The following is a 24,734-nucleotide window of genomic DNA, read 5'->3' as shown; positions in this document are numbered from 1 at the left end:
GTTTTTAGATTTATATTAATTGTATTTCAAAGTTACGGATTTTAACATTTATATTCACGTAATAATTTGTTAAGAACTGTACAGTAATCCTTAATTTGCAGTAAAAATCAGTGTCTAATAATCCGTTTACCATATATAATGCTTCTGCCGGATCAGGCAAAACGTATGCGCTTGCCAAGGTGTACTTGAAGATTATACTGGCTTCTCCTCAAAATTTCAGAAAAATATTAGCGATCACTTTTACCAATAAGGCGGTAAATGAAATGAAACATCGTATTCTTAACAGTCTTTTTGAGTTTTCAAAAACGACTTCTATGGACCATGCAGCTCCATTGTTCAAAGATATACTGAACGAGACCGATTATACTTTTGAAGAATTGCCCGCTTTGAGCAAACTGCGTTTAAAGCAAATTTTGCACAACTATGCCTTCTTTGATATTTCTACCATAGATAAGTTTACCCATAGGCTTATTAGAACATTCGCCAAGGATTTAAAGATCCCTCAAAATTTTGAAGTGGTTCTAGATGTGGATCTGCTTTTACAAGAAGCCGTAGAGCGCGTCATAGGCAAAGCTGGTGAAGATCCTGAATTTACCAAGGTTCTTTTAGATTTTGCACTAGAAAAAATAGAGGACGATAGAAGTTGGGACATTGGTTTTGATCTTTTAAAAATCGGAAAATTAATTTTCGACGAAAACAATGCTGCACATTTAAAGAGCTTAAATGCTATTGAGTTAGGTGATTTTTTAAAACTTCAAAATCACCTTAAAAAACAAACTAAGGATATTGAAAAAAAAGTTGAGGAACTTGCAACAGCTTGTCTTGAACTCATTACCAATGCCGGATTGGATTTTAAAGATTTTCCAAGGGAAACCTTACCCAATCATTTTAAAAAAATAATTGCCGGCAACTATTCACCAACTCAACTTTACAACAATAAACTAGAAAACAATTTAATTGAAGGTAAAATTCTAAAAGCCACGGTAAAAAATGCCCCTATTGATTTAGCTCCTCAACTTTTAGTTTATTATCAAACTATAAAGCAACTTATTTACAAAAGAGGGCTGTTTGCCAACATTAACAGAAACATTGTTCCTTTTGCGCTCTTGAACGCTATTCAAAAAGAACTAAAAATCATTCAAGAAGAAAAAGATCAGTTATCCATATCTGAATTTAACACATTAATTGCAAAGGAAGTAAAGGATCAACCTGCCCCTTTTATTTATGAGCGCTTAGGAGAAAAATACCGCCATTATTTTATTGATGAATTTCAAGATACCTCGCAAATGCAATGGGAAAACCTTATACCTCTTATAGGGAATGCCATGGAAGGTCAAGATGAGTTAGGCAATACGGGTTCTCTATTTCTTGTGGGTGATCCCAAGCAAGCCATCTACAGATGGCGTGGCGGTAAGGCCGAACAATTTTTAGAATTGGCGACCCATAAAACACATCCTTTTACCGTACCATCTGATTTGGTTACGTTACCAAAGAATTATAGAAGTTACGCGGAAGTCATTAACTTCAACAACAACTTCTTTCAAAGTGTGAGTCCTTTTTTGGAAAATGAGGTTTATCAAGAATTTTTTAAAATAGGCAACCAACAGGAAATCAACCATAAAGAAGGTGGCTATGTTCATATATCTCTTTTGGAAGATGATGACGATGAGCTTTATGCCGAAACCACTTTAGCGACCATTCAAAAATGTCTAGCACAAGGTTATACCTATAGTGACATCTGCATTATTATCAGAAAAAAGAAACACGGTCTATTGCTTGCAGATCAGTTGATGCAGCATAATATACCGGTAGTTTCCTCAGACTCTTTATTGTTGAGCGAGAGCAAAAAGGTTATTTTTCTTGTACAGCTAATTAGGCACTTGGTACAACCCTCGGAATTGGAAATTCAATATGAATTACTTCATTTCCTTTCTGAAAACAAAGCTGACAAACACGCTTATATTTATGAGAACTTAGATAATCTAAACAACCATTTCCTAAACGTTTACGGCTTTGATTCTTCTAGATTAAGACAAACATCTGTTTATGATGGATTGTCATATGCCATCAAAACCTTTGACCTTATACCTACTTCAGATGCTCACTTGACTGCTTTTATGGATCTTGTTTTTGATGTAGAGCAAAAATTTGGCTCAGATATGCAGTCTTTTTTAGATTACTGGGACAAAAAAGGACATTCGGCAAGCATTAGCACACCGGAAAATATTGAATCTGTGCAGATAATGACCATTCACAAATCTAAAGGTCTGGAGTTTCCAGTGGTCATTTTCCCCTATGCAAATTCAAACATATTTGAAGAAATAGACCCTAAATTATGGCTGCCGGTTGATAAAGATGAGTTTCTTGGCTTTTCTGAAATACTGATCAATAAGAAACAGGAAGTTCAAGAATACGGAGAAACCGAAGCCTTGTTGTATTCCCTTGATCACCAAAAATTACAGTTAGATGCGTTCAACCTTTTATATGTTGTTTTAACCAGAGCCGTAAAAGCACTTTTCATAATTAGCGAAAACAAACTTGATAAGAAAGGGGAACACAATACCAATTACTACTCTGGGCTTTTCATTCATTTCCTAAAAAGCATTGGTGCGTACCAACAAGATAAATTAGATTACCATTTTGGTGAGTTCCCACTTAACCAAGCCAAAAAAGAAATGGATAACGATCCTCTGACCATACCTTATATATATACCAATAAAGACAGGGCAGATTTTAAAATACTGGCCCTGGCAGGAACCCTTTGGGATGAAGGTTTAGATATTGCCATTAATCAAGGTAATGTTATACATTTTATACTGGGTGCCATCCATACCGCAAAAGACCTGGAAAGAGCCATGCAACTGGCATTACAAAAAGGTCTGATCAAGGAACAAGAAGTCAATGAGATAAAGGAAGTTGTAAAAAAGGTCATCTATCATAAAGATTTATCGCAATTTTACAGTCAAGATTTTGAGGTGCTGAACGAAAGAGATCTTTTAATGGCAGACGGTTCTACCCAAAGACCAGATAGGGTCGTGCTTAAAGATAACCATGCAACCATTATAGATTATAAAACCGGTGAACGCAATAAGCACTATCACCAACAGGTGAACGCCTATGCCCAAAGTTTTTCAAATATGGGCTACACCATTGATCACAAAATCATTGTGTATATTAATACTGAAATAGAACTAGATTATATATAGAAGGAATATGTACGGAAAAATCAAAGAACATTTACAGCAAGAAATTGAAACGATTAAAAAGGACGGACTTTTTAAAGAGGAAAGAATTATTGTTTCTCCACAAGATGCCGTCATTAAAATAAATACCGGGCAAGAGGTCATTAATTTTTGCGCCAATAATTATTTAGGGTTATCATCACATCCAGAGGTTATACAAGCGGCAAAAGACGCTATGGATACCCATGGCTTTGGTATGTCATCTGTAAGGTTCATTTGTGGCACACAAGACATCCATAAAGAACTGGAGCAAAAAATAGCTCATTTCTATGGTACCGAAGACACTATTTTATATGCTGCTGCATTTGATGCCAACGGTGGCGTATTTGAACCTTTGCTTACCGCAGAAGATGCTATCATATCAGATTCATTGAACCATGCCTCAATCATAGATGGTGTTCGTTTATGTAAGGCAAAACGTTATAGATATGCCAATAGTGATATGGCAGATCTAGAAGCACAACTTATTAAGGCAAACGAGGACGGGGCACGTTTTAAGATCATTGTTACGGACGGTGTATTCTCCATGGATGGCATTGTTGCCCCGCTGGACCAAATATGTGATCTAGCCGATAAGTACGATGCCCTGGTGATGATAGACGAATGCCATGCAGCCGGTTTTATAGGCGAAAAAGGAAGAGGTACCTTAGAAGAAAAAGGGGTAATGGGTAGAATTGATATTATAACCGGAACGCTGGGCAAAGCCCTAGGTGGTGCCATGGGCGGTTATACTACAGGAAAAAAGGAAATCATTACTTTATTGAGACAACGCTCTAGACCTTACCTATTTTCAAACTCCTTGGCACCGGCCATTGTAGGTGCCTCTATAAAGGTATTTGATATGTTGGAGAACGACACTTCTTTAAGAGATAAGTTGCAAGAAAATACTGCACACTTCAAAAAAGGCATGATAGCGGCAGGTTTCGACATTGTTGATGGCGATTCTGCCATTGTACCGGTAATGTTATATGATGCCAAACTATCTCAAGAAATGGCAAATAAGCTTTTGGAAAAAGGCATTTATGTTATCGGGTTTTTCTACCCTGTTGTTCCAAAAGACAAAGCTCGTATTAGGGTACAACTTTCGGCCGCGCATTCAAAAGAGCATTTAGACGCTGCCATTACCGCATTCACAGAGGTAGGCAAGGAATTAAAAATCGTTTAAATGCACCATTTAATCTATTAAATGCATTAAAAAAAATAGGAAATTGATTTTGTTAATAATATTTAACAAGTTACATTTGCAGCTAATAAACACTTAAACTTAAAAATTTGAACATGAAACATCTTAGCAAATTATTGGTTGTTGTACTACTTGTTGTAGGTATCAACAACATACAAGCGCAAGACGAGAATAACCCTTGGCAAGTGCAATTTGGGGTTAATGCCATTGACGTATATCCAACTTCGGATGTAAGTTCTTTCGGTAATGAATTCTTCAATGCAAACGATCACTGGAATATCTTACCTTCTATTTCTTATGTAGGAGTATCTAAATCTATAGGAGATGGTTTCTCTGTTGGAGCTAGAGGTTCTCTTAACAAAATTAGCAAATTAGGTGACGTTAGTGTTGACGATCTATCTCACTACGCTATAGATGGTACAATTAAATATGATATCATAAAAAGACAAACTGTTCTTGACCCATTCATCGAAATAGGTGGTGGTTATACTTGGATCGATGAAATCGGTGCTGGTACTGCAAACGGTGGTGTTGGTCTTAACATCTGGTTCTCTGAGAACTTAGGTCTTACTTTACAATCTTCTTATAAGCATGCTTTCGAAGATTACTTAGCTCCTCATTTCCAACATTTAGCTGGTATCTCAGTTAAGTTTGGTGGTACTGACACTGACGGTGACGGTATCTACGATAAAGATGATGCTTGTCCAGAAGTTGCTGGTCTTGAAGCATTCAACGGTTGTCCAGATTCTGACGGTGACGGTATAGAAGACAGCAAAGATGCTTGTCCTAACGAAGCTGGTTCTAAAGAAATGAACGGATGTCCTGATGCTGATGGTGACGGTGTTGCTGACAAAGATGACGCTTGTCCTAACGAAGCTGGTGTTGCTGCTTTAGCTGGTTGTCCAGATGCTGACGGTGACGGTGTTGCTGATAAAGATGATGCTTGTCCTTCTGAAGCAGGTCCTGCTGAGAACAAAGGTTGCCCATGGCCTGATACTGACGGTGACGGTGTATTAGACAAAGACGATCAATGTCCTGAAGTTGCTGGTACTGTAGCTAACGCTGGTTGTCCTGAAGTAACTGAAGAAGTTCAAAAGCAATTGAACGATTACGCTAGAACTATCTTATTTGATACTGGTAAATCTTCTATCAAAGCTGAGTCTACTTCAGTAATGGTTGACATTATCACTATCCTTAAAGAATACCCTAACGCTAAATTTACTGTTGAAGGTCACACTGATAGCGTAGGTAGCGAAAAATTAAACCAAAGTCTTTCTGAGTCAAGAGCTCTTTCTGTAAAAGAATTCTTAGTTGACAAAGGAATAGAAGAGTTCAGATTATCTGCAGTTGGTTACGGTGAGTCTAAGCCTATCGCAACAAACAACACTAGAGCTGGTAGAACTCAAAACAGAAGGGTAGAAATCAACTTAGTAAAATAAGTAAAAAACATACCTAAGTGTTTTAATAAAATAAAAGCTCCGCAATATTGCGGAGCTTTTTTATTTTTACATCATGCAGAGCTTTATACAAGATGTAGTACAGGATGTTTTAAAACACAATTCCAACATTGCCAATACCATTTTTATCCTACCCAGTAAACGGGCTGGTGTCTTTCTTAAGAAAGCACTATCCAAATCATTGACCAAAACCATACTTGCTCCTGAAATCTACAGTATTGAAGACTTCATTGAAAAAGTATCCAACCTGGTAACCGCCAATACTACTACCCAGTTATTTGAACTATATAATGCTTACTTGAGCGTTGGTGACTATGAAAAAGAATCTTTTGATTCTTTTTTGAAATGGGGACAAATACTATTACAAGATTTTAATGAAGTGGATCGCTACTTAGTAGATGCCACTGGTCTGTATCAAAATGTTGCCGCTATACAAGAGGTAAATCATTGGTCATTGAACAGCGACAAATCTGAAATGATCGAAAATTACCTTCATTTTTGGCGCCACCTTGAAGAAATCTATACCAAATTCAATAATAACCTCATACAAAAAGGTTTAGGTCATCAAGGTCTTATATACAAAACATCGGTATCCCAACTTTCTGGTTATCTTGAATCCAACAGCAAGAAACATATTTTTCTTGGCTTTAATGCCTTGAACACTGCTGAAAGTATTCTTATACAAACCATTCTTGAAAAAACAGATGCAGCTATCTATTGGGATATTGATCCTTATTTTCTAAAAGACAATATTCATGATGCCGGATACTTTATACGCCAGTATCAAAAAACATGGAATGTTCTAAAAGACAAACCCCTTGCCGGTCTAACCAATTACTACAATACTGATAAGCACATAGAAATTATTGGTGTACCCAAAAATGTATCCCAGGTGAATTACGTAGGTGATATTTTAAATCACATTCAAGGTAACGCACCAGAAACATTGCAAAACTCCGCCATTGTTCTCGGTAATGAAGAATTATTAAACCCCCTATTAAATTCTATACCGGATCATATTCCGGCAACGAATATTACCATGGGTCAAAAGCTAGAATCTACTACCCTAGCAAGTTTTTTTATAAACCTCATAGAATTTCATGAACAAAAAACAGATCGTGGCTGGTTCTATAAACACCTATTGAATCTTTTGACGCATTCATATTCTGTCATATTATTCGATGCAAATGAGGTTTCAACCCACCAGTTAATTTCAAAAATAAAGTTGAATAATTGGACCTATATCAACCATGGACAAATAAATGCGCTTTTACCGGAGCATGCCACTGTTTCTTTATTGTTTGAAGAGATCAGCAACGATCCCAATAAACTTTTAGAAAACTTTCTAGCCTTAATCACTTCTATGAGAAGCATAGAGGCGGTAAAACAGAATTCATTATTGTTAGAGCAGTTATATAAATTCTATACCTTGTTCAATCAGCTCAAGGATCTTTGCAACAATTTTACCTACATAAACAATTTAAAAAGTTTAAAACACCTTTTTAAACAGTTGTTAAGCTCAGAAACCTTAGATTTTCAAGGAAACCCTATAGAAGGCATACAGATTATGGGAATGCTAGAAAGTAGGTTGTTGGATTTTGAGACCATTATCATCACGTCAGTAAACGAAGGTGTGCTGCCGTCTGGAAAATCCAATAATTCCTTTATTCCGTTCGACTTAAAGACGAAAAACGGATTACCCACTTACAAAGAAAAAGATGCGGTGTACACCTATCACTTTTATCGATTATTACAGCGTGCCAAAAACGTATACATCTTATATAATACTGAGCCAGATGCTTTAGAAGGTGGAGAACGTAGTAGGTTGATCACCCAATTACTAACGGATGATAACAGAAGCGATATCAAAGAAGTCATAGCCACACCTACCATACAACCTATTGCCAAAGAAATTGAGCAGATAGCAAAGACAACTACGCTTACACAACTTATTCATGAAAAAGCCGCTAAAGGATTTTCACCAAGCTCTTTGAGCAACTACATTAGAAACCCAATTGATTTCTATAAGCAGAATCTATTGAATATCAATGAGGTCATGCAGGTTGAAGAAACCCTTGCCCCCAATACTTTTGGTACTATTGTACATGATAGCTTAGAAGAGTTATATACACCTTTAATTGGCACAACCCTTACCAAAGAGTCTCTAAACGATATCCGTAAAAATGTAACTACCTCGGTAGCCCGTAACTTTGAAAAAACGTACAAGGAAGGGAACATCAGTTCTGGTAAAAACTATATTTCTTTTCATGTCATCCTTAAGTACATTCAAACATTTATAGATGCAGAAATAGCCGCTATTAAAGACCATAGCATTAAAATAATTGCACTGGAACAGTCACTATCAGTACCCCTGGAAATTGTCGGTTTGGACTTCCCCATCACCTTAAAAGGAAAATTAGACCGTGTTGATGAATTTGATGGCGTTACCCGTATCATAGATTACAAAACAGGTAAGGTAGAACGACGAAATGTTGAATTAATGGATTGGGACGTACTTACTGAAGAATATCAGTTTAGCAAGGCTTTTCAATTGCTTTGCTACGGATTAATGTTTTTTAAAATGCATCCTGCAGATAACTTAACCATTCAAGCAGGTATTATCTCTTTGAAGAATTTTGCCGATGGTACGTTGTTGTTCGCACAAAAAGAAACTGCCCGAGGACCCAAAAATCACCTTATTACAAATGAGGTCATTTCTGATTTCGAGCAGCTACTTGGTCAGTTAATTACAGAAATCTGTAATGCCGACATTCCTTTTTCTGAAAAAGAAGTCTAAACTTATTTCTTGTCCGGTCTTGTTGGCCTTACCTCTATTTTACTAGGTAAGGTTCTTTCGTTCATCTGCAATAAATCTAACACCAATTCGCCAATGTCCTCTGGCTGTATTTTCCATGCATCTTTATCACCTGGCTCATTATGGTTAAAATGTGTTGCCACAGAACCCGGCATTATGGTAGATACTTTTATACCGTACTGTCTAAGATCTAGCATTGCCGCTTGTGTAAAGCCTACCACACCAAATTTTGATGCATTATACCCGGCACCTTGAGCAAAGAAATTGGTACCTGCCAAACTTGCTAGGGTAATATAATATCCTTCTGTTTTCTTCAGGGACGCTACAGATGCTTTTAGGGTATGAAAAACACCACTAAGGTTTACATCTATCATTTGGTGCCATTGTTCTTCGGTCATTTCATCTATGGGTGCAAAATTACCAACACCGGCATTTGCAAGAACAACATCTACTTGACCCCATTTATCCGTTATTTTTGCTACGGCATTTTCTTCGTCTGAAAGTTTAGCGACATTAGATACAATTCCTAAAACATTATCGTTATTAAAATCTTTTAACGCCTGATCTACGCTTTCTTGAGACCTACCGCTAATGGCCACTTTCATGCCTTGACCCAATAATGTTTGTGCTACGGCAAAGCCTATTCCCTTAGTGCCTCCTGTTATATAAGCTACTTTATTTTTTAAATCTTTCATTGTTTCATTTTTAGATGACCACAAGTTACCAAATCTTATATTTTTTTCTTGTTCGTAAAGATTAAGAATTAACGGTTTTCATTCGTTATATTTAAGTACAACTTAACACTCAACAATGAACAGAATTATCGTATGGTCCATTACCGTGGCCCTCGCAGGATTTTTATTTGGTTTTGATACCGTTGTCATCAGCGGCGCAAATGAACCTATTAAACAAATTTGGAACACATCACCTTTATTTCACGGCACCTTTATCATGAGTATGGCACTCTGGGGTACCGTAGTAGGCTCTCTTTTTGGTGGCATTCCCACCAAAAACCTAGGGCGTAAGAAAACGCTGTTATGGGTAGGTATTCTGTTTCTGGTCTCCGCACTTGGCTCTGCCTTGGCGCAAGATCCATATTCATTTTCCCTATTTCGTTTCATTGGTGGTGTAGGTGTCGGTATTTCTTCGGTTGCCGCTCCTATTTACATTTCTGAAATTACATCTAAGGAGAATCGTGGAAAGCTTGGCGGACTTTACCAATTTTGGTTGGTATTCGGTATTTTGATCGCCTTTGTATCTAACTGGTTATTAAAAGGTTTTGATGGTTCAAATGATTGGCGTTGGATGCTTGGTGTAGAAGCCATACCCGCTTTCATTTACACCGCAATGGTATTTACCGTACCTGAAAGCCCGCGTTGGTTGGCTTTACACAAAAAGGATGATGCAGGTGCCTTAAAAATATTAGAGATCATACACTCTAAAGAAAAGGCCGCGCTACAATTGGCAGAGATTAAGACCGATGTACAGCACAGCACCAAAAGTGAAAGCCTTTTTCAAAAGAAATACTCAAAAGTACTTTGGCTCGCTTTCTTTATAGCATTCTTTAATCAATTATCAGGTATCAACTTTGTACTGTATTATGCCCCTGAAATTTTAGAGCAAGCCGGGTTAGGCGGTAAAGAGTCTCTTTTCAACTCGATCGCCATTGGTATCGTAAATCTTGTATTCACCTTTATTGGAATTCGCTTGTTGGATAAACTAGGAAGACGACAACTGATTATTATTGGTTCTATAGGCTACATTATTAGTTTGGTTATGGTGGGTCTCTGTTTTCAAATGGATTTGGGATCTACCCTTACACTTACTTTCATCTGTACTTTTGTTGCCTCTCATGCCATTGGGCAAGGTGCGGTAATTTGGGTCTTTATATCAGAAATATTCCCTAACAGTGTTCGTGCTTACGGGCAGTCTTGGGGTGTTAGTGTACATTGGGTATTTGCCGCGATCATTACATTGATCACTCCCTTTTTCCTAGATGCTACCCAAGGTGTTCTTAAAGACCATGTTTGGTATATTTACTACTTCTTCTGTGCAATGATGGTATTGCAACTTATTTGGGCAATGACCAAAATGCCGGAAACCAAAGGAGTTTCTTTAGAGGAATTGAGCAAGGAATTGGTGAAAGAATAAAACATCATCTTGTTAAACATAAATCAATTACAAAGCCCTCATTACAGATGTAACTAGGGCTTTGTAGTCTTTTCCCTTTAATAGTAATGGAAGTATCTAATTCACACTAAACTTTTCACGATAAGCCGTTGGACTAATACCTTCTTTCTTTTTGAACAACCTTGAGAAATAATGCGGATATTCAAAACCTAACTCATACGCAACCTCAGCAATACTTTTACTGGGATGCAATAACATATTCTTTGCTTCATCTATTAACAACAACTGCAAATGTTCCGTGGTGGTCTTACCGGTCTCCTTTTTTAAGGTATCGCTTAGATAACGTTGCGAAATTGCCATTTTATCGGCAATCTGTTCTATGCTAGGTATACCATTTTCCTGTAGCTGACCAGATTCTACGTACTCCAACAACTGCGTATTAAACTGTTCTAACAAACTCGTAGAAAGTTCTTTTCTGTTTAAAAATTGACGCTCATAAAATCGATTGGCGTATTTCAACAGGGTGCTCAATTGAGATATAATAATGTCCTTACTGAACTCGTCTTGATTGTTTTGATATTCAATTTCAATATTCTCGACAATGGACTCTATCTGCTTTTCTTCCTTTGGTGAAAGGTGCAATGCCTCATTGACCGAATACGAAAAGAAACCATATTTTTTGATCTGATGCGCCAACTCTGTCCCTTTTAAAAAGTCCTCGTGAAAGCTGATCGAAAACCCTTTTTGTTCAAATACCGCTGCCTCGTTCCATTGCAACACTTGCCTTGGTGCAATAAAAAATAGCGCTCCGTTATTGAAATCGTATGTTGTACGGCCATAGTTTAAATTACCTTGTACAAACTTCTTAAAACTAATAGTATAACAATCATTGGTAATGGGTGGCGAACTTTCCTTGGGGCAAGGTAAAAAACCATCTCCCGTTGCCGAAAATACACTCAACATAGGATGTTCCGGACCAGGTAGTTCCAAATACGCTATATAGGACGATAATGTTTTAAAATGCTGCATACTACTTGTTCATTTCTTTAGCTGCCAATTGTAATTTTTTATTATACCCATCTATTCTGGCATGAGCGGTACCATCTACCAACAGGATAGCGACCAACATAGCTATAGCGGTAATCATACTTGCTCTCCAAACCGGTGTGCTTACAAACAACAGTACTATGGCACAAGCTATGATTATAATGGGTATCGCCTTAAAGACAATAGTATCGTATTCTTTTAAGGTAGCTTCGGCGCGTTCCAATTCTGATGCTACAAACGCCAGTGCATCTGTTTGATAGGCTTTTTCAAATTGGGGAATTCTTGATTTATTGGTAAAAAACAACCCAACACCAATGATTAAAAGTAAACTGCCCGCTACCAATGTAGGAATTATATACGCTCTGGCGATATCTGTTTTACCCAATTGCCAAAACCCCAAGCTTGCCACTAAAAAAGCCAGACCGAAGAGCATGAAGAACGGAGTTGAAAATAGTTCTGCCTTTGCCCAATCTGTTGCCGCTTTTAATATATCCATGTCTCTATGATTTAATTGCTCTATTCTACTAAATTAAAATTTAATCTATTGTTTTTGTCTATTTCCTAGACCCTATATTATTTACAATTTTTGCCGGACCTTCTGGAAACCATGTTTTTGCCAAGAAATTAGGAACCGAACCCACCGGAACATAATCTGCATTATAGGTGATTTTAGTACTTGTATTGTCTACCTTTTCAAATTCATAAACAACTTTATAGTCCGTCATTCTTTTTACATCTTCCTTCTTGTAATCATTTGCAGCAGCTATGGCCGTAAAAACAAGTTTATCCTCTTGCTTTACCCTATTGATTTTTATCACAATATCACTATCTGCCATGGGCCAAGGAGCATCAAAATAATAGTAGGCCAACCATGCATTTTCCGACACTTTTTCTATCTCTTGGGTTACCGGGGTTCTCTCCAAGAAATTTTTATGGTTGGCCGTATTTGAAAAATAGGCATCTAGCGCTTCTAAACTTATGTTGGCAGTGGTCTGGGCAACGTAATAAAAATGCGTTCCTTCTTCTTCCTTTACCAATTCGTATTTTACTACCGTTTTACCGTCTTTAGCGGTTTCGGTTTTCCAGTTTCTTTCTTGTGAAAAAACGTGTAATGATGCTAAAAGCATTACTACGACACCAATGTTTTTTATCCTCTTCATTTTATTCCTATTTCATTATTAGTTAACTACTACACGTTCCATTCATAACCAACGGCTTCTTCTGAAACTTCCCACAGTTTTTCCATGACGGGTTTGTCCTTGGCATGTTGCTCAAGCTTGCACTCACCTACGGGACCTGTCCAATAATTTTTACCTGTTGGTCCGTAGAAACCTGATTGGTCCAAATCTGGCTCGGTGGCACACATGATTTCTGGGTATGCCCCTTTCTCTGCAGATTGTACCATGGGCGTTAATTTCATAATCTGCCAAATAAATCTTGTCAACAAGCTACCGCTGGTCTTAATCAATGATGTTGAAGAGGCACCCGGGTGGCATGCGTATGACTTTACACCTGTTTTGCCCACCGCCTTAAGTCTATCTTGCAATTCATAAACGGTCATGATCTGCGCCAATTTACTTTGACTGTACACGCCGTTTGGGCTGTAGTTCTTATCCCAGTTCATATCATTGAACTGTATGGTCTTTATGCCCAAATTGTAGCCCATACTGCCCACGGTCACTATTCGCCCTTTTGATTCTTCTATACGTGGGTACAGCAAAGCCTGTAATAAGAAATTACCGTAATGGTTTACCCCTAACTGACTTTCAAAACCATCTTCCGTAAATGTTTGTTTGGGTACTTGCGCAATGGCGGCATTGCACATTAGGGCATCTATTTGTGGTACAGTTTTCAGTATTTCACCTGCAGCTTTCCTTACCGATGCCAATGATGCCAAGTCCATTTCTATATTGCTTACCGGTATGGCATTGCCAAGTTCCTGTTTTAAGGTTGACAACGTATCGGCAACCTTTTTGGGGTTACGGTTTAGCATGACCACTTTAGCCCCTTTTTTCAACAGTATTCTTGCCGCCTCAAAACCAGTACCACTGGTTGTCCCGGTAATTATGAATGTTTTGCCTTTAAGGCTTTTGATTCTATCTGGGGTCCACCCTTTTTTACCAAATTGTGTTGTACTCATATCGCCTATTTTTTAATGTCTATAAGAATAGGACAAAGGTATATGCGAAGAAGCCGTTAGGACTTACACACATTTTCGAATGTTGTGTACTTTTTGGTGGGGATAGTGGGATAGTGGGATAGTGGGATAGTGGGATAGTGGGATAGTGGGATAGTGGGATAGTGGAGAATATTAAATACCTTCTAATTTACATAGCTCATCTCCTGGAACCAAGCCCTTTTTAAGTTCACAAATCCAGATTACTTTACCATTATAGAAACTTTCAAATTCTATGGTAACGGCTTCATTCCCTAACTCACATAACACATCACCAGAATTTACCTTATCGCCAACTTTTACATACCACTTTTCTAAAACCAGAGGCATCTGATTTCCCAAATCTGGACTTGTACACACACTTATTTCTCCTGTTTTCAGTTCTGGAATGACCACCCTATTAGATTTTGGACCTTCTCTCTCTATTTCTTCCCTAGTTCTAAAATGAGGATTAGCTTTAAAATCCTCCATATATTGGGCGCTTTTCTTATTATACTCAAAAAGCTTAGCTAAATATGCTTCTATTATTTTTCTCAAAATTTGTAGGGTTTCCACGCTAACGTTCCGTGTATGGTGTCGTTGCGTCCCGCAGGATGCTATGCATTATACACATCCTTGTGCATTCGTTTTTTTAATCTTTCCATGATTTTGTGATTCCTTTAAAGTCCACTTTTTCAAACCATTCTTCCTTCCATTTTTCCAAATATGGTATATCGTTTGAAGATGGTTCATTATCACATCTATCTATAAGAATTATAGACGGCATAACCGTTGCTTCACCTATTAATAGCGCTTCGCCAGATTGTAAAGAAGGTAGAATGTCAGTTACCGATCCTAAGGAATCAGGCAAAAGTCTTTTTACATAATTTTGATCATCAGGGTTTGTCAACCTCATTGCAATAAAATTATTGCATTGTGAAAATATTGTTTCGGAAAGTTCTGAAGGTCGTTGACTTATTATAGCTAATGATATTCCATATTTTCTACCTTCCTTTGCTATTCGTTCGATTGAAGATCTTGAGGATTTAAACCGCGCTAAATCACTTTTTGGTACATATTTATGTGCTTCCTCATATACTAAGAGTAAAGGCATATCATTGTCACCAACTTGTTTTTTGTAATAGTATGAATAATCAAATAATAAACGTGATATTAATGAAACCGTAATACTGAGAACTTCAAAAGGAACGCCACTTAAATCTACTATAGTAACATTTGACTTAGCATTTTTTCTATTTTCATGATCATAGCCATATCCTAAGAATTGTCTCAAAGTTTCTTCAAAACTTATATTTTTACTTTTATCTCCAAAAAGGAATTGTCTCAATCTTTGAGAATCCACTTTAGTATTTAATCTGGAAACAAATTTATCTATTGACCCATCACTATAAGCTCCTTTTGAAATTCCATGACCAGCGTCTTTACTTGCTCGTCTTGGAGAAGCAAACTCGTAAGTCTTTTTAAAGTAATGTTGATATTTTTCTGAGTCTGATCTAAATATTTTACCCCCGTCTGAAAATTGAATATCTAAATCGTTTTCAGTATGCTTTGTTTCTTTTCTTAAATTTTGAAAACAATTTAATATTTCATCAATATCAAATTTAAGGGGACTGTCGAAGTACACTTTGGATTCAGAGGGGTTTTTATATATTTTATTCTCTGTAATGAGCGTCCGTAGGAGTGATGATTGATTATAATTGTTATTATCACCTGACTCTAAGAATAGCTCCTCTAACTCATCTCCGTTAAGTAACCAATAGGGCAGAATTAAGTCATTGATAGTTATGCTATTTGATTCTGGGAATGCAGAGTTATACTCCGAATGGATGTCAAAAATTATTATGTGAGAATTATTTAATCCTTGAAAATCCGATTTTCTTTCTTGAGTAGCGTTTTGTAAAACTTTTGCCGTGGTATGTGATTTACCTGATCCAGTTGAACCTACAATTGCAAAGTGTTTATTAAAAAACCTATTTCCATTAACAGGAACATCTATTCTTTCTTTTGATGAATGTGAAAGCTGAGCAAAGCAAAATCTCTCATAATTACTTTCATTGCTTCCGCTAGAATAAATTGCTTTGATATCTTCTTTTGAAGCTGTGGTAGCCTCTTTTGGTGGTAAAGCGATTGAATCACCACCTCGTCTGAAAACACCATCTTCAATGGTTCCTAAAGGATTAGCTTCAATTAAGTACTTTCTCCCTCCACCTTCTGTAACTTCAATGAGGAAACTCTCTATAATTGCTATCAACTTAATGTCAGAGTTATCATTATCTGCTATTTGAATGTATGACCCGACTTTAAGCTGTTCGGCGCCTTTAAAAGCATTAAGGTCATCTATTTTGATTTTAACTTTATTGGGAAGAACTGCTATTACTTCACCATTTACTTTTTGTTCTGCCATTAAATTATGTTTTTAATTTCATTTACTTCTTGTACTTGAAATTTCAAGTGTTTCTGAGTAAATGAAATACTTAAAGGTGTTTCTAAATAGAACTGATATATTTCACCCGTTCTATCGAGTTGATTTATGATTTGGTCTAATTCTGACGCTTTATTAATGAATTTGAAAAAGAGCTTATTTTCAAAAGTTGGTCTTACTTTGAGACTTGCTAGATTGAAAGGGGCATTAAAAAAATCGTACCCATCACATATATTATATCCATCTTTTTGTAAGTCCGTCTTTAATTCAATCAGTTTTTGTGATTCTATTCCATGCAATAAAATATATGGTACAAATCTGTCTGATTCAGGAATTGTTTTTGTTTTGTTTTTACTCCATTTGTTTTTAAGTGTAAGCACTAATTCCTTTATTACGGATATGTGCGTGAGGTTATTTACTTCCACAACAAAAAATCTCTCATTTGGCTCTTTATTTAATTGACTCTTGAAAAATTGGCTATGAAGTAGTTTAACTCTTTTCTCAGCAGTCAATACATCATTGAAGGCAGATTTAAAGACTATTTTTTTTCCTTCTGAAATAAGTTTGTCCAATTGTTTTTTAGAACAAGTTCTTAAGTTTTTCTTTGAAGGTTCGTTTTTAGTCACAATATCTAGTAGATAACTAGAAATTATTGAATAATATAATTCCGCCTCTTCAATGGATTTGGAGTACAGTGTTTTTATTTTTTCTATTACCTCATTATACTGTGTAACAAAATCGTGTGCATGAATTAGAGTGAAATTTTGGACAAACGATGTTTTTTCTGAAGCACTATAATTATCCTTTTTATTACCTAGAATCGAGTCCAAGTCCGAAATGGAAAGCTTTTTCTTGTTTTGAGCGACTCCTTTTAAATAAATAAAAAGAATAAATTTCTTGGACTTATCTACCTTATGCTGATCTAATAATTGTAATAAAGGTTTCTTTATTTTTTGCTTCTGCTGCGGAGTTGTATAGTCTGTGTCATGATATTTAACTTGAACAAAGTAATTGTCAAATTCATAATCTTGAAGCTGTTCTATTCGAACGGGTATTGACGGGTTATTAAATACTTCAAGTATAGAACGGTCAAATTGATATTTAAAACCTTTTATTGCTACATAAGCTCCATCCATTCTTGAGATTTTTCTTTTTTTAATAAAGATGCACAACAACGATATAAAGCAACAAGATTACTTTAAATCCAAATATTAAATTATATAGTAACATTCCAAAACGGCAGGGGGAAGTAATGTTTTAGAACCGACCGACAAGGTAGTATTTTTCTTCCATGGAAAATTACGGGTAACCGTAAAAGAGAAGTTCGAGGTGCAAATTAGTTAAGAGTTAGGAGTTGGGAGTTGGGAGAAAAAATGGTATTAAGTAATGAGTACAAAGTATTAAGTACAATGCATACGTAAAGGCTATTCAAAACTACATTCTGAATTATTCGGTAACCATAAAATGCGGTCTTCGGTCTATCCTCCAAATCCGTTTTAAAATCGTCTGCTGAACTTTTTTTTACAATTTTACTCCAGTCCAACTTCCGCTATCGTCATCACCATTTATTGTCCAAAGTCCAGAAGCAATATCGTCTATAAAAGTTCCACTAAACTCTCCAACGATTTCTGTAGTTTTTATATCTGCATTTAAAACTCCATTTTCGGTTATAGTTCCTATAATTTGGTAGGAATATGATGACTGAATAGGAGTAAACGTTCCAATAACAGTTTTATTCATGTCAATTCTTATTGACCAATTACCACTATCTACATTACCTGTATATTGACCACTCCAATATCCTTCATTTATAAAAACATTGTCTTCTTCATTTGAGCATGAGTTTAAAACAACAAGACTAAAAAGTAAATACACGAAAAATTTTGCTTTCATAAAAATTTTTTAAAAAACTGAACCAAACGTTATGTTTAAGCTATTGATTACAAAGTAAGCAGAAAGGTAGTATTTTTCTTTCATTTATGTTTAAAAGTACTGTAAAAGAGAGGTCCGAGGTTTAAAATAGTTGGGAGTTGGGAGTTGGGAAAAAAATAGTATTAAGTACTGAGTACAAAGTATTAGGTAAGTGTTTTTAGATGTAACATCTAAGTACTTGATACTTGATACTATAAACTTATTACTGTAAACTAAAGCCTTATCTATATTCTGGGTTTTCAAATTCCCAACGTTTGCCATCATCCCATTCGGTTCGAGAGTTTCCGTAATTGGGGTAGCCGTTATTGTCTTTCATCATTCTGGCTAAATGTAACAGATTATAGGTCATAAAGGTGGTATTTCTGTTGGTGAAATCGCTATCAAAACCTACAGGTTCTTTAAGGTCTTCGCCTTTCCATTTGGTATCGCCATAGCTTGGTCCCGGTCCTACTTTACCGATCCATCCACTATCTGCTTGCGGCGGTATGGAGTAGCCTACATGTTGCATGGAATACAAAATACCCATGGCACAATGCTTAATACCATCTTCATTTCCAGTAATAATGCAGCCGCCTACTTTACCATAAAAAATATACTGACCCTTTTCATTGGTCTGGCCACTCATGGCATACAAACGTTCAATAATCTTTTGGGCTTCAGATGATTTTTCGCCCAGCCAAATTGGTGTGCCAATAATTGTGATATCGGCATTTAAAATACGCTCGGCTATTTCTGGCCATTCATCAACATCCCAACCATGTTCTGTCATATCGGGGTACACACCACTTGCAATCTGATGGTCTATAAAACGAACCTCATCTATTTTAACCTGCTCTTTGGTCATGATCGCTTTTGAAACTTCCATCAACTTTTGAGTATGACTTTCCTGTGGCGATTTCTTTAGTGTGCAATTAATATATATCACTTTTAAATCGCTAAAATCTGTCTTTTTCATACCCTATGTTTTATGGAATTTTATGGTGCAATGACCATGGGCAATTTCGGGATATTAGGATTAATTTATGTGTTCGTTCACATATAAAATTATCCTATTTCATTATAATTTTCTGAATATCAATATGTTTTGAGTAGTTTCCTACCTTAACGGGCAGATGTCTCAATTATTTACAACATAGGGAGTTCCGCAGAAAAATTTGACGTTTTAATACCCATTGCAAAGTACGAGGTACTGAAAATAAACGAGGTTAAAAGCACTTAGTGATAATACCTTGCCTTTAACCTCAATTAAAATAGCTCTACTTAACTATGTATGTAGTTTTATCTTCTTTACGGATACTTTTTAATCTCCGTCCGTATCATTAAACGTTACTACAATACTGGCCGCACTGGAGAAATCTGTTTTAAGCAGACCAATAATGGTTTGCAGGTCTGTTCTAAGGGTTTCAAGTGCGGTAACATCGGACACCAAAATATCTTCAATAGCGCCATCCATAGCTTCTAAATCGTTCATAGCTACCACGAATGCTTCTTGCAATGCCGTATCGATTTCAGGTCTGTCCAAAACTTCGATCAAATAATCGTCTAACCCAAAACCAGATTCACCTTCATACTCGCCCAAATAGCTATTATACAAAGTATTTAGGTTTACGATCAAGGCTTCTTTACTAGTTCTGCTCCTATACGCTTCAAAATAGGTTACGGCATCTGTTTCCGCATTTAATGCTTCTTCTATCTTGGTGCCTTTCATACCTTCTAAAGAAGCTATTATTGCATTGACCACTTGGTTTTGACTACCATTGACACCAGTCTCTAAATTGCTTTTAAAACTAGGCTCCACCCCTTCCCAAAAGGTTTGTAAAAAAGCGGCTTGCTCCGCTAAATTCTCTATCAATGCCAACAGGTATTGCATACGTCTTTCAGCATGTTCAGCTGTGGTCAATTCGGTAAGTATATTTGCATTGGTATCATGAAACAACAAATACTCAATGGCGCTATAGCCCTTTGTATTTGCTCCTACGCTAGAGACAAAGGCACTATTCAATGTTTCTTCACCTGCAATATTCTCCTCCAATGCCTCAAAATTTGTAGGCCACTGATTAATTCTGGTATGTATAAACGAGCTCTGTATAGCGCCTAAGTTAAATACTTCATTGCTTTTCCAGTTTAAAAATGCCGTTTTCCACGCCTCTTGCAAAGCAACCAGCTCGCTTTCCGTAGCATTAGCCTCAAAAGCTAAACTTTGGGTTACCAAATTATTTAAAACGGCCACATGTGCCGCTTGGTTTACTTTGATCTGATAGTCATATAATGCTGTGACCTGTTGGCTACGCCCTTCTTCAACGGTCAGTAACGTGGGTTCTTCATTGGTTACGCTATCGTCATTACCACATGAAAATGCGAACATAATCACCGCCATGCATAAAATTTTCTTTTTCATAATCTTAAAGTGTATTCAAAAACTGAATAATTTTATCTCTCTCTTCTGCTGAAAGTTCCTTGAATTTTTCTTTTGAAGCCAAAGCCTCACCTCCGTGCCACAAAATGGCTTCTTCTACATTTCTTGCCCTACCATCATGTAATAAATTGGTATGGCCGTTTACGGTTTCTATTAATCCTATGCCCCACAATGGCGGTGTTCTCCATTCATTTCCGTTGGCCTCAAAATCTGGCAGTCCGTCCGCTAGCCCATCTCCCATATCATGCAACAACATATCTGTATAAGGGCGAATAGTCTGGTTGGCCAAGGCATCTATATCATAGGCGCCTGTCTCCAACTTTGGAATGTGGCATTTGGCACAGTCTATACTTACAAACAGCTCTTTACCCTCTAACACATTTTGATCATCTACATCTCTTCTTTCCGGTACGGATAAAGATGCGGCATAAAAAGTGACATTTTCTAAGTTATCATCGGGAATTTCCGGTGTTCCGCCGTTGGGGTAATCATCACAATCTAAAGGATCCGGACAGTTCTCATTAGGAAAAAGAGATGACGTTATACCCAAGTCGCCAGAAAATGCGGCGGCTACCTGTTGTTTTATATTAGGTTGATTGGCTTTCCAACCAAAACGACCTACGACACGGGTACCCGTTTCAACATCGTAGACCCTATTGATCTTGCCCGAAACACCATCACCATCGGCATCATTAGGATCGGCATAGCTCAATAAAGTTGCTTCCGGTATAGCATCTAAAAGCCCCAAACCGATCATTTGATTGGCCACTCTGGGCGATATTCTTGTTGCTGCACTTAAACCCCCATAGCTTAGACCGGTAAACGAATATTCCGGCACCTGTAAAGCTACTTCTGTACCGTCAGCATACGTTTCGATCAATGGTGTATAGGTGACAATAATAGTACCTTCTTTATCTACGCTTAAAATAGAATTGTCTTGAAATTGTGTACCGTAAATGGGATCACCTATATTTTCTCCATTTTCATTGGTTTGCAAAATACCCAAACGAAGTAAAAGTCCGCTAGAAAACTCCCCGTCATACGCTGGCGGTCTGCCCCTACCATCCTTAAAATGGCAACCAGAACAATTTCTTGCATTAAAGAAAGGACCTAGACCATCTCTTGCAGTGGTAGATGCCGGTGCAGTTACCCAACTTTGGTTAAAGAGTGAATTGCCCACCCCAAAAGTTACACGCTCATCAAATGTTAGATCCGGGGAAGCAAAACCAAAGGCTTCTGCAGAAAAATTACTTGATGATGTGGTACCGCCCGAAAGTTCTTCACCTTCCTCTGCCATTAATGGAACCATTACCTCATCTGTACTACATGAGCTTACCACTACACCCAGTAAGCATAAAAACGCTATTGAAATTCTGTTCATTTTATATAACGACAAAACTGGATTTAAAAAATCCAGTTTTAATTTACCATTCACCTATATAGGATTGCAAAATACAATCCTCTAAATAACAACTCTATAGACTTCTTTTAGTTGATACCCAAAGCAACCTTAGCTTCCAAAAGCTTGTCACCAAAAGCAACCAACGCCTGTACCGCTGTTTGTACCTTTGCACCTTCTACACTAGATTCGCCATCAACGATCGCCAAATCAAATGGATCCAATGTTGCATCAACATCGGTAACCGCGGTTGCCAATAAAGCATCTAGTTCAGTTGCAAGATCCGCATCTGCCTCTTCTATCAAATCTTGTAAAGAGTTACCATCTACACTACCGTAAGCTCCAGTGTATACGTTTACGATACCTGCCAAATTCAATCTAATGTCCCTGTGGGTGTTATCACTAAAACATGAGTGCTCATCTTCTTGATCTTGGTTCTGTAGGGCTACTGCCATACGCTCAATAGCCAACTCACTTCTAGAAAGCTCAGCTATACTACTGATGATGTTATCCAATGCTTCATCTTCGTCCAAAGCCAAAAAGGTTGATCTGTAGTCACCGCTCCACTCATCAATAATAATCTGCAAGTGATCCGTCAACAAATCTGCAACGATCGCTAAATACTCTCTTCTACGATCTTGGTTGGCAGCCGTACCACCATCTACAAAGTCTGTATATGCTCTTTGACCTGCCAAATTCTCAGAAGGTGCCGTTAAATCTTGACCCCAAAGCAAAAATTCAATGGCATGGTAACCAATAGCAACGTTTTCTTCGCCACCATTACCATTTTCACCAGTTAAAATCTCTTTTGTCAATGTTGGAAAATCTGCAAGGTTGTTTATAATACCGGCATCAACATCTCCTTCAACATAATCAATATATGCCTCGTCTAAAGGCCAAGAGTTTAAATACCCTTCAATTTCTTCGGTATCACCCGTATCTATAGGTCCGTTTGCAAATCTAAACGCCTCTGAAGGTCCATAGCTTTCCCTTGAAGTTAACCATGCTTCTTTGGCCGCCTCAAAATTTTCTTCTGTTGGTGTTGCCACAAAAGTTTGTATAGCTACGCTCATAGCTTCTGCATCTACCAAAGCTGCTTGATAATTGGCCAATACCAAATCTGCGTAGTTTTCTATTACAGATGATGCCTCAATAGCGTCGTCTACTACAACTTCTGTTGTTGAATCATCATCTGATGAACAACCTAATACTATTAGACCGATAAAACCTACCGCCAGAATAACTCTTTTCATTATATTTTATTTAGATTTATTTTAAATAGACGGCAAATCTAAATCATCACCTAGACAAGAACAAATTATTTTTAATTATTCTAAATTAGTATAGCAAATTTAACACTTAGTGTCCGTAGGAACTTTTTTCGAAAGAGAAATAACGTTGTATAGGTAATTAAATAATGTCTTTTAATACTTTGGTCTAGCCAAACGCATCACATAAAAAATAAACGTATCATGCAAAAGCTATTCTTTACCCTTTTCTTGTCTTTTTCCCTGTGCTCAGCAATAGCCCAAAACACTTTTAAAGATGTGTTCTCCAACGCTAATAGACCATTAAAGGAAAACATACGCATAGCATTTCAAGACGCTAGAAATAACAAAACCTTCTTGCCCATATCTATACTAAAGGGAAAAAATAAAGGAACGGTTTTCACCATTGTTGCCGGCGTTCATGGGTTTGAATATCCACCCATTGTTGGCGTACAAGAGCTCTTGAGAGAAATTGATGTTGACAAATTGAACGGTACTTTAATTATTATACCCATTGCCAATACCAGCTCTTTTTTCTCGAGAACGTCTATAGTAAATCCGCATGATCAAGTGAATTTAAACGGTACGTTTCCTGGAAAATCTACCGGTAGCGTTACGCAAAAAATAGCTGATTTTATAACAACGGACATTATACCCGCAAGTGATGTTTTTATAGATATACATGGCGGAGGTGTCAATGAAGATTTGATTCCGTTTGCGCTTTTCTACGAAAACCCCAATTATCCGGAACAGACTAAAAAGGCAAGGAAACTTACAGAGATCAGTGGGTTCGAGTACATTGTTTCATATCCATTCACATTAAAGGACAATGAACCTGCAAAATATGTTTTTAAGCAAGCCTCACAAGATGGCAAAATAGCATTGAGCTTTGAAAGTGGCAAATTGGGCAATGTTCAGAAAGATGCCGTACGTTTCATAAAAAATGGAATCTATAATATGCTTGACCATTTGAACATGTACGATAACGGTTCCGAGCCAAGTGCCAATCTCGTGCAACTCAACAATCAAACCTATTTAAGCGCTACCGAAACAGGGCTTTTCTACAGTGATCTGAAAGCGGGAGATACCGTTAAAGAAGGTAATGTTGTAGGCTACACCACAAATGAATTTGGCGAAAAACTTAAAGAGTACAAAGCACCTACATCAGGTATTATTTTGTACAAAATTTCAACCCCACCAGTTAATATTGATGATACTTTAATGTGTATTAGTAAGCGTTTGTAAAC

General features: G+C 37.1%; 19 protein-coding genes. 6 read left to right on the top strand and 13 right to left on the bottom strand.

Annotated features, from left to right (window positions below; all coding sequences use genetic code 11):
* Nucleotides 1–110 precede the first annotated feature (110 nt).
* The 4 genes from B2Z27_RS18185 (at nt 111) to B2Z27_RS18170 (ending at nt 8,679) form a co-directional block, all read left to right on the top strand.
* The gene (locus B2Z27_RS18185; protein WP_286814744.1) at nt 111–3,206 is read left to right on the top strand and encodes a UvrD-helicase domain-containing protein; all 3,096 of its coding nucleotides are present in this window, start codon (nt 111–113) and stop codon (nt 3,204–3,206) included.
* A 7-nt stretch (nt 3,207–3,213) separates the two neighbouring features.
* Entirely contained in the window at nt 3,214–4,407 is a 1,194-nt protein-coding gene (gene kbl / locus B2Z27_RS18180) for a glycine C-acetyltransferase (protein ID WP_286814743.1), read from the top strand.
* Between the two features lie 113 nt (nt 4,408–4,520).
* On the top strand, nt 4,521–5,864 hold the full coding sequence (locus B2Z27_RS18175; protein WP_058104732.1) for an OmpA family protein: 1,344 nt from the start codon (nt 4,521–4,523) through the stop codon (nt 5,862–5,864).
* 73 nt (nt 5,865–5,937) lie between these two features.
* Nucleotides 5,938–8,679: a PD-(D/E)XK nuclease family protein gene (locus B2Z27_RS18170; protein ID WP_286814741.1), complete on the top strand. Its 2,742-nt coding sequence runs from the start codon at nt 5,938–5,940 to the stop codon at nt 8,677–8,679.
* A 2-nt stretch (nt 8,680–8,681) separates the two neighbouring features.
* On the opposite strand, the gene B2Z27_RS18165 is transcribed toward B2Z27_RS18170, so the two are convergent.
* A complete protein-coding gene (locus B2Z27_RS18165; protein WP_058104730.1) occupies nt 8,682–9,392 on the bottom strand; it encodes an SDR family oxidoreductase in 711 nt (236 codons plus the stop codon).
* A gap of 115 nt (nt 9,393–9,507) precedes the next feature.
* Between B2Z27_RS18165 and B2Z27_RS18160 the strand changes: the two genes are divergently transcribed.
* Nucleotides 9,508–10,848 (top strand): sugar porter family MFS transporter, encoded by a 1,341-nt coding sequence (locus B2Z27_RS18160; RefSeq protein WP_286814740.1) that lies wholly within the window; start codon nt 9,508–9,510, stop codon nt 10,846–10,848.
* Nucleotides 10,849–10,944: 96 nt separating this feature from the next.
* Here B2Z27_RS18160 and B2Z27_RS18155 read toward each other — a convergent pair whose 3' ends face one another.
* From B2Z27_RS18155 to B2Z27_RS18100, 12 genes are all read right to left on the bottom strand, one after another.
* A complete protein-coding gene (locus tag B2Z27_RS18155; protein ID WP_286814739.1) occupies nt 10,945–11,856 on the bottom strand; it encodes a helix-turn-helix domain-containing protein in 912 nt (303 codons plus the stop codon).
* A 1-nt stretch (nt 11,857) separates the two neighbouring features.
* Nucleotides 11,858–12,370: a hypothetical protein gene (locus B2Z27_RS18150; RefSeq protein ID WP_286814737.1), complete on the bottom strand. Its 513-nt coding sequence runs from the start codon at nt 12,368–12,370 to the stop codon at nt 11,858–11,860.
* A gap of 58 nt (nt 12,371–12,428) precedes the next feature.
* The gene (locus tag B2Z27_RS18145) at nt 12,429–13,034 is read right to left on the bottom strand and encodes a hypothetical protein (protein ID WP_286814735.1); all 606 of its coding nucleotides are present in this window, start codon (nt 13,032–13,034) and stop codon (nt 12,429–12,431) included.
* A gap of 29 nt (nt 13,035–13,063) precedes the next feature.
* Entirely contained in the window at nt 13,064–14,014 is a 951-nt protein-coding gene (locus tag B2Z27_RS18140) for an SDR family oxidoreductase (protein ID WP_286814733.1), read from the bottom strand.
* A gap of 171 nt (nt 14,015–14,185) precedes the next feature.
* Complete coding sequence (locus tag B2Z27_RS18135) at nt 14,186–14,587, bottom strand: biotin/lipoyl-containing protein (protein WP_286814732.1); 402 nt, start codon at nt 14,585–14,587, stop codon at nt 14,186–14,188.
* A 94-nt stretch (nt 14,588–14,681) separates the two neighbouring features.
* Complete coding sequence (locus B2Z27_RS18130) at nt 14,682–16,454, bottom strand: ATP-binding protein (RefSeq protein WP_286814730.1); 1,773 nt, start codon at nt 16,452–16,454, stop codon at nt 14,682–14,684.
* Nucleotides 16,454–17,608 (bottom strand): hypothetical protein, encoded by a 1,155-nt coding sequence (locus B2Z27_RS18125; protein WP_286814729.1) that lies wholly within the window; start codon nt 17,606–17,608, stop codon nt 16,454–16,456. Before B2Z27_RS18125 ends, B2Z27_RS18130 begins: the two co-directional genes overlap by 1 nt.
* A 385-nt stretch (nt 17,609–17,993) precedes the next feature.
* Nucleotides 17,994–18,365, bottom strand: a complete 372-nt coding sequence (locus tag B2Z27_RS18120; protein ID WP_286814728.1) for a hypothetical protein — start codon at nt 18,363–18,365, stop codon at nt 17,994–17,996.
* A 259-nt stretch (nt 18,366–18,624) separates the two neighbouring features.
* Nucleotides 18,625–19,359 (bottom strand): flavodoxin family protein, encoded by a 735-nt coding sequence (locus B2Z27_RS18115; protein WP_286814727.1) that lies wholly within the window; start codon nt 19,357–19,359, stop codon nt 18,625–18,627.
* Between the two features lie 345 nt (nt 19,360–19,704).
* Entirely contained in the window at nt 19,705–20,802 is a 1,098-nt protein-coding gene (locus B2Z27_RS18110) for an imelysin family protein (RefSeq protein ID WP_286814725.1), read from the bottom strand.
* Between the two features lie 4 nt (nt 20,803–20,806).
* Nucleotides 20,807–22,201 carry a di-heme oxidoredictase family protein gene (locus tag B2Z27_RS18105; protein ID WP_286814723.1) on the bottom strand — a complete coding sequence of 465 codons (1,395 nt, stop codon included), beginning with the start codon at nt 22,199–22,201 and terminating at the stop codon, nt 20,807–20,809.
* Between the two features lie 107 nt (nt 22,202–22,308).
* Nucleotides 22,309–23,472 (bottom strand): imelysin family protein, encoded by a 1,164-nt coding sequence (locus B2Z27_RS18100; RefSeq protein WP_286814721.1) that lies wholly within the window; start codon nt 23,470–23,472, stop codon nt 22,309–22,311.
* Between the two features lie 219 nt (nt 23,473–23,691).
* On the opposite strand from B2Z27_RS18100, the gene B2Z27_RS18095 reads away from it, so the two are divergent.
* Nucleotides 23,692–24,732: a succinylglutamate desuccinylase/aspartoacylase family protein gene (locus B2Z27_RS18095; RefSeq protein WP_286814720.1), complete on the top strand. Its 1,041-nt coding sequence runs from the start codon at nt 23,692–23,694 to the stop codon at nt 24,730–24,732.
* The last annotated feature ends 2 nt before the right edge of the window (nt 24,733–24,734 follow it).

This window comes from Maribacter sp. UBA3344 (assembly GCF_002362375.1).
In the GTDB taxonomy this organism is placed as follows: Bacteria; Bacteroidota; Bacteroidia; order Flavobacteriales; family Flavobacteriaceae; genus Maribacter; species Maribacter dokdonensis.
Note: the sequence above shows the minus strand (reverse complement) of the source record. Positions and strands in the feature narration are given on the sequence as shown.

Coding starts and splice junctions, on each gene's coding strand:
- kbl (WP_286814743.1), top strand. CDS start 3,214: ATGTACGGAAAAATCAAAGAACATTTACAGCAAGAAATTGAAACGATT.
- B2Z27_RS18175 (WP_058104732.1), top strand. CDS start 4,521: ATGAAACATCTTAGCAAATTATTGGTTGTTGTACTACTTGTTGTAGGT.
- B2Z27_RS18170 (WP_286814741.1), top strand. CDS start 5,938: ATGCAGAGCTTTATACAAGATGTAGTACAGGATGTTTTAAAACACAAT.
- B2Z27_RS18165 (WP_058104730.1), bottom strand. CDS start 9,392: ATGAAAGATTTAAAAAATAAAGTAGCTTATATAACAGGAGGCACTAAG.
- B2Z27_RS18160 (WP_286814740.1), top strand. CDS start 9,508: ATGAACAGAATTATCGTATGGTCCATTACCGTGGCCCTCGCAGGATTT.
- B2Z27_RS18155 (WP_286814739.1), bottom strand. CDS start 11,856: ATGCAGCATTTTAAAACATTATCGTCCTATATAGCGTATTTGGAACTA.
- B2Z27_RS18150 (WP_286814737.1), bottom strand. CDS start 12,370: ATGGATATATTAAAAGCGGCAACAGATTGGGCAAAGGCAGAACTATTT.
- B2Z27_RS18145 (WP_286814735.1), bottom strand. CDS start 13,034: ATGAAGAGGATAAAAAACATTGGTGTCGTAGTAATGCTTTTAGCATCA.
- B2Z27_RS18140 (WP_286814733.1), bottom strand. CDS start 14,014: ATGAGTACAACACAATTTGGTAAAAAAGGGTGGACCCCAGATAGAATC.
- B2Z27_RS18130 (WP_286814730.1), bottom strand. CDS start 16,454: ATGGCAGAACAAAAAGTAAATGGTGAAGTAATAGCAGTTCTTCCCAAT.
- B2Z27_RS18125 (WP_286814729.1), bottom strand. CDS start 17,608: ATGGATGGAGCTTATGTAGCAATAAAAGGTTTTAAATATCAATTTGAC.
- B2Z27_RS18120 (WP_286814728.1), bottom strand. CDS start 18,365: ATGAAAGCAAAATTTTTCGTGTATTTACTTTTTAGTCTTGTTGTTTTA.
- B2Z27_RS18115 (WP_286814727.1), bottom strand. CDS start 19,359: ATGAAAAAGACAGATTTTAGCGATTTAAAAGTGATATATATTAATTGC.
- B2Z27_RS18110 (WP_286814725.1), bottom strand. CDS start 20,802: ATGAAAAAGAAAATTTTATGCATGGCGGTGATTATGTTCGCATTTTCA.
- B2Z27_RS18105 (WP_286814723.1), bottom strand. CDS start 22,201: ATGAACAGAATTTCAATAGCGTTTTTATGCTTACTGGGTGTAGTGGTA.
- B2Z27_RS18100 (WP_286814721.1), bottom strand. CDS start 23,472: ATGAAAAGAGTTATTCTGGCGGTAGGTTTTATCGGTCTAATAGTATTA.
- B2Z27_RS18095 (WP_286814720.1), top strand. CDS start 23,692: ATGCAAAAGCTATTCTTTACCCTTTTCTTGTCTTTTTCCCTGTGCTCA.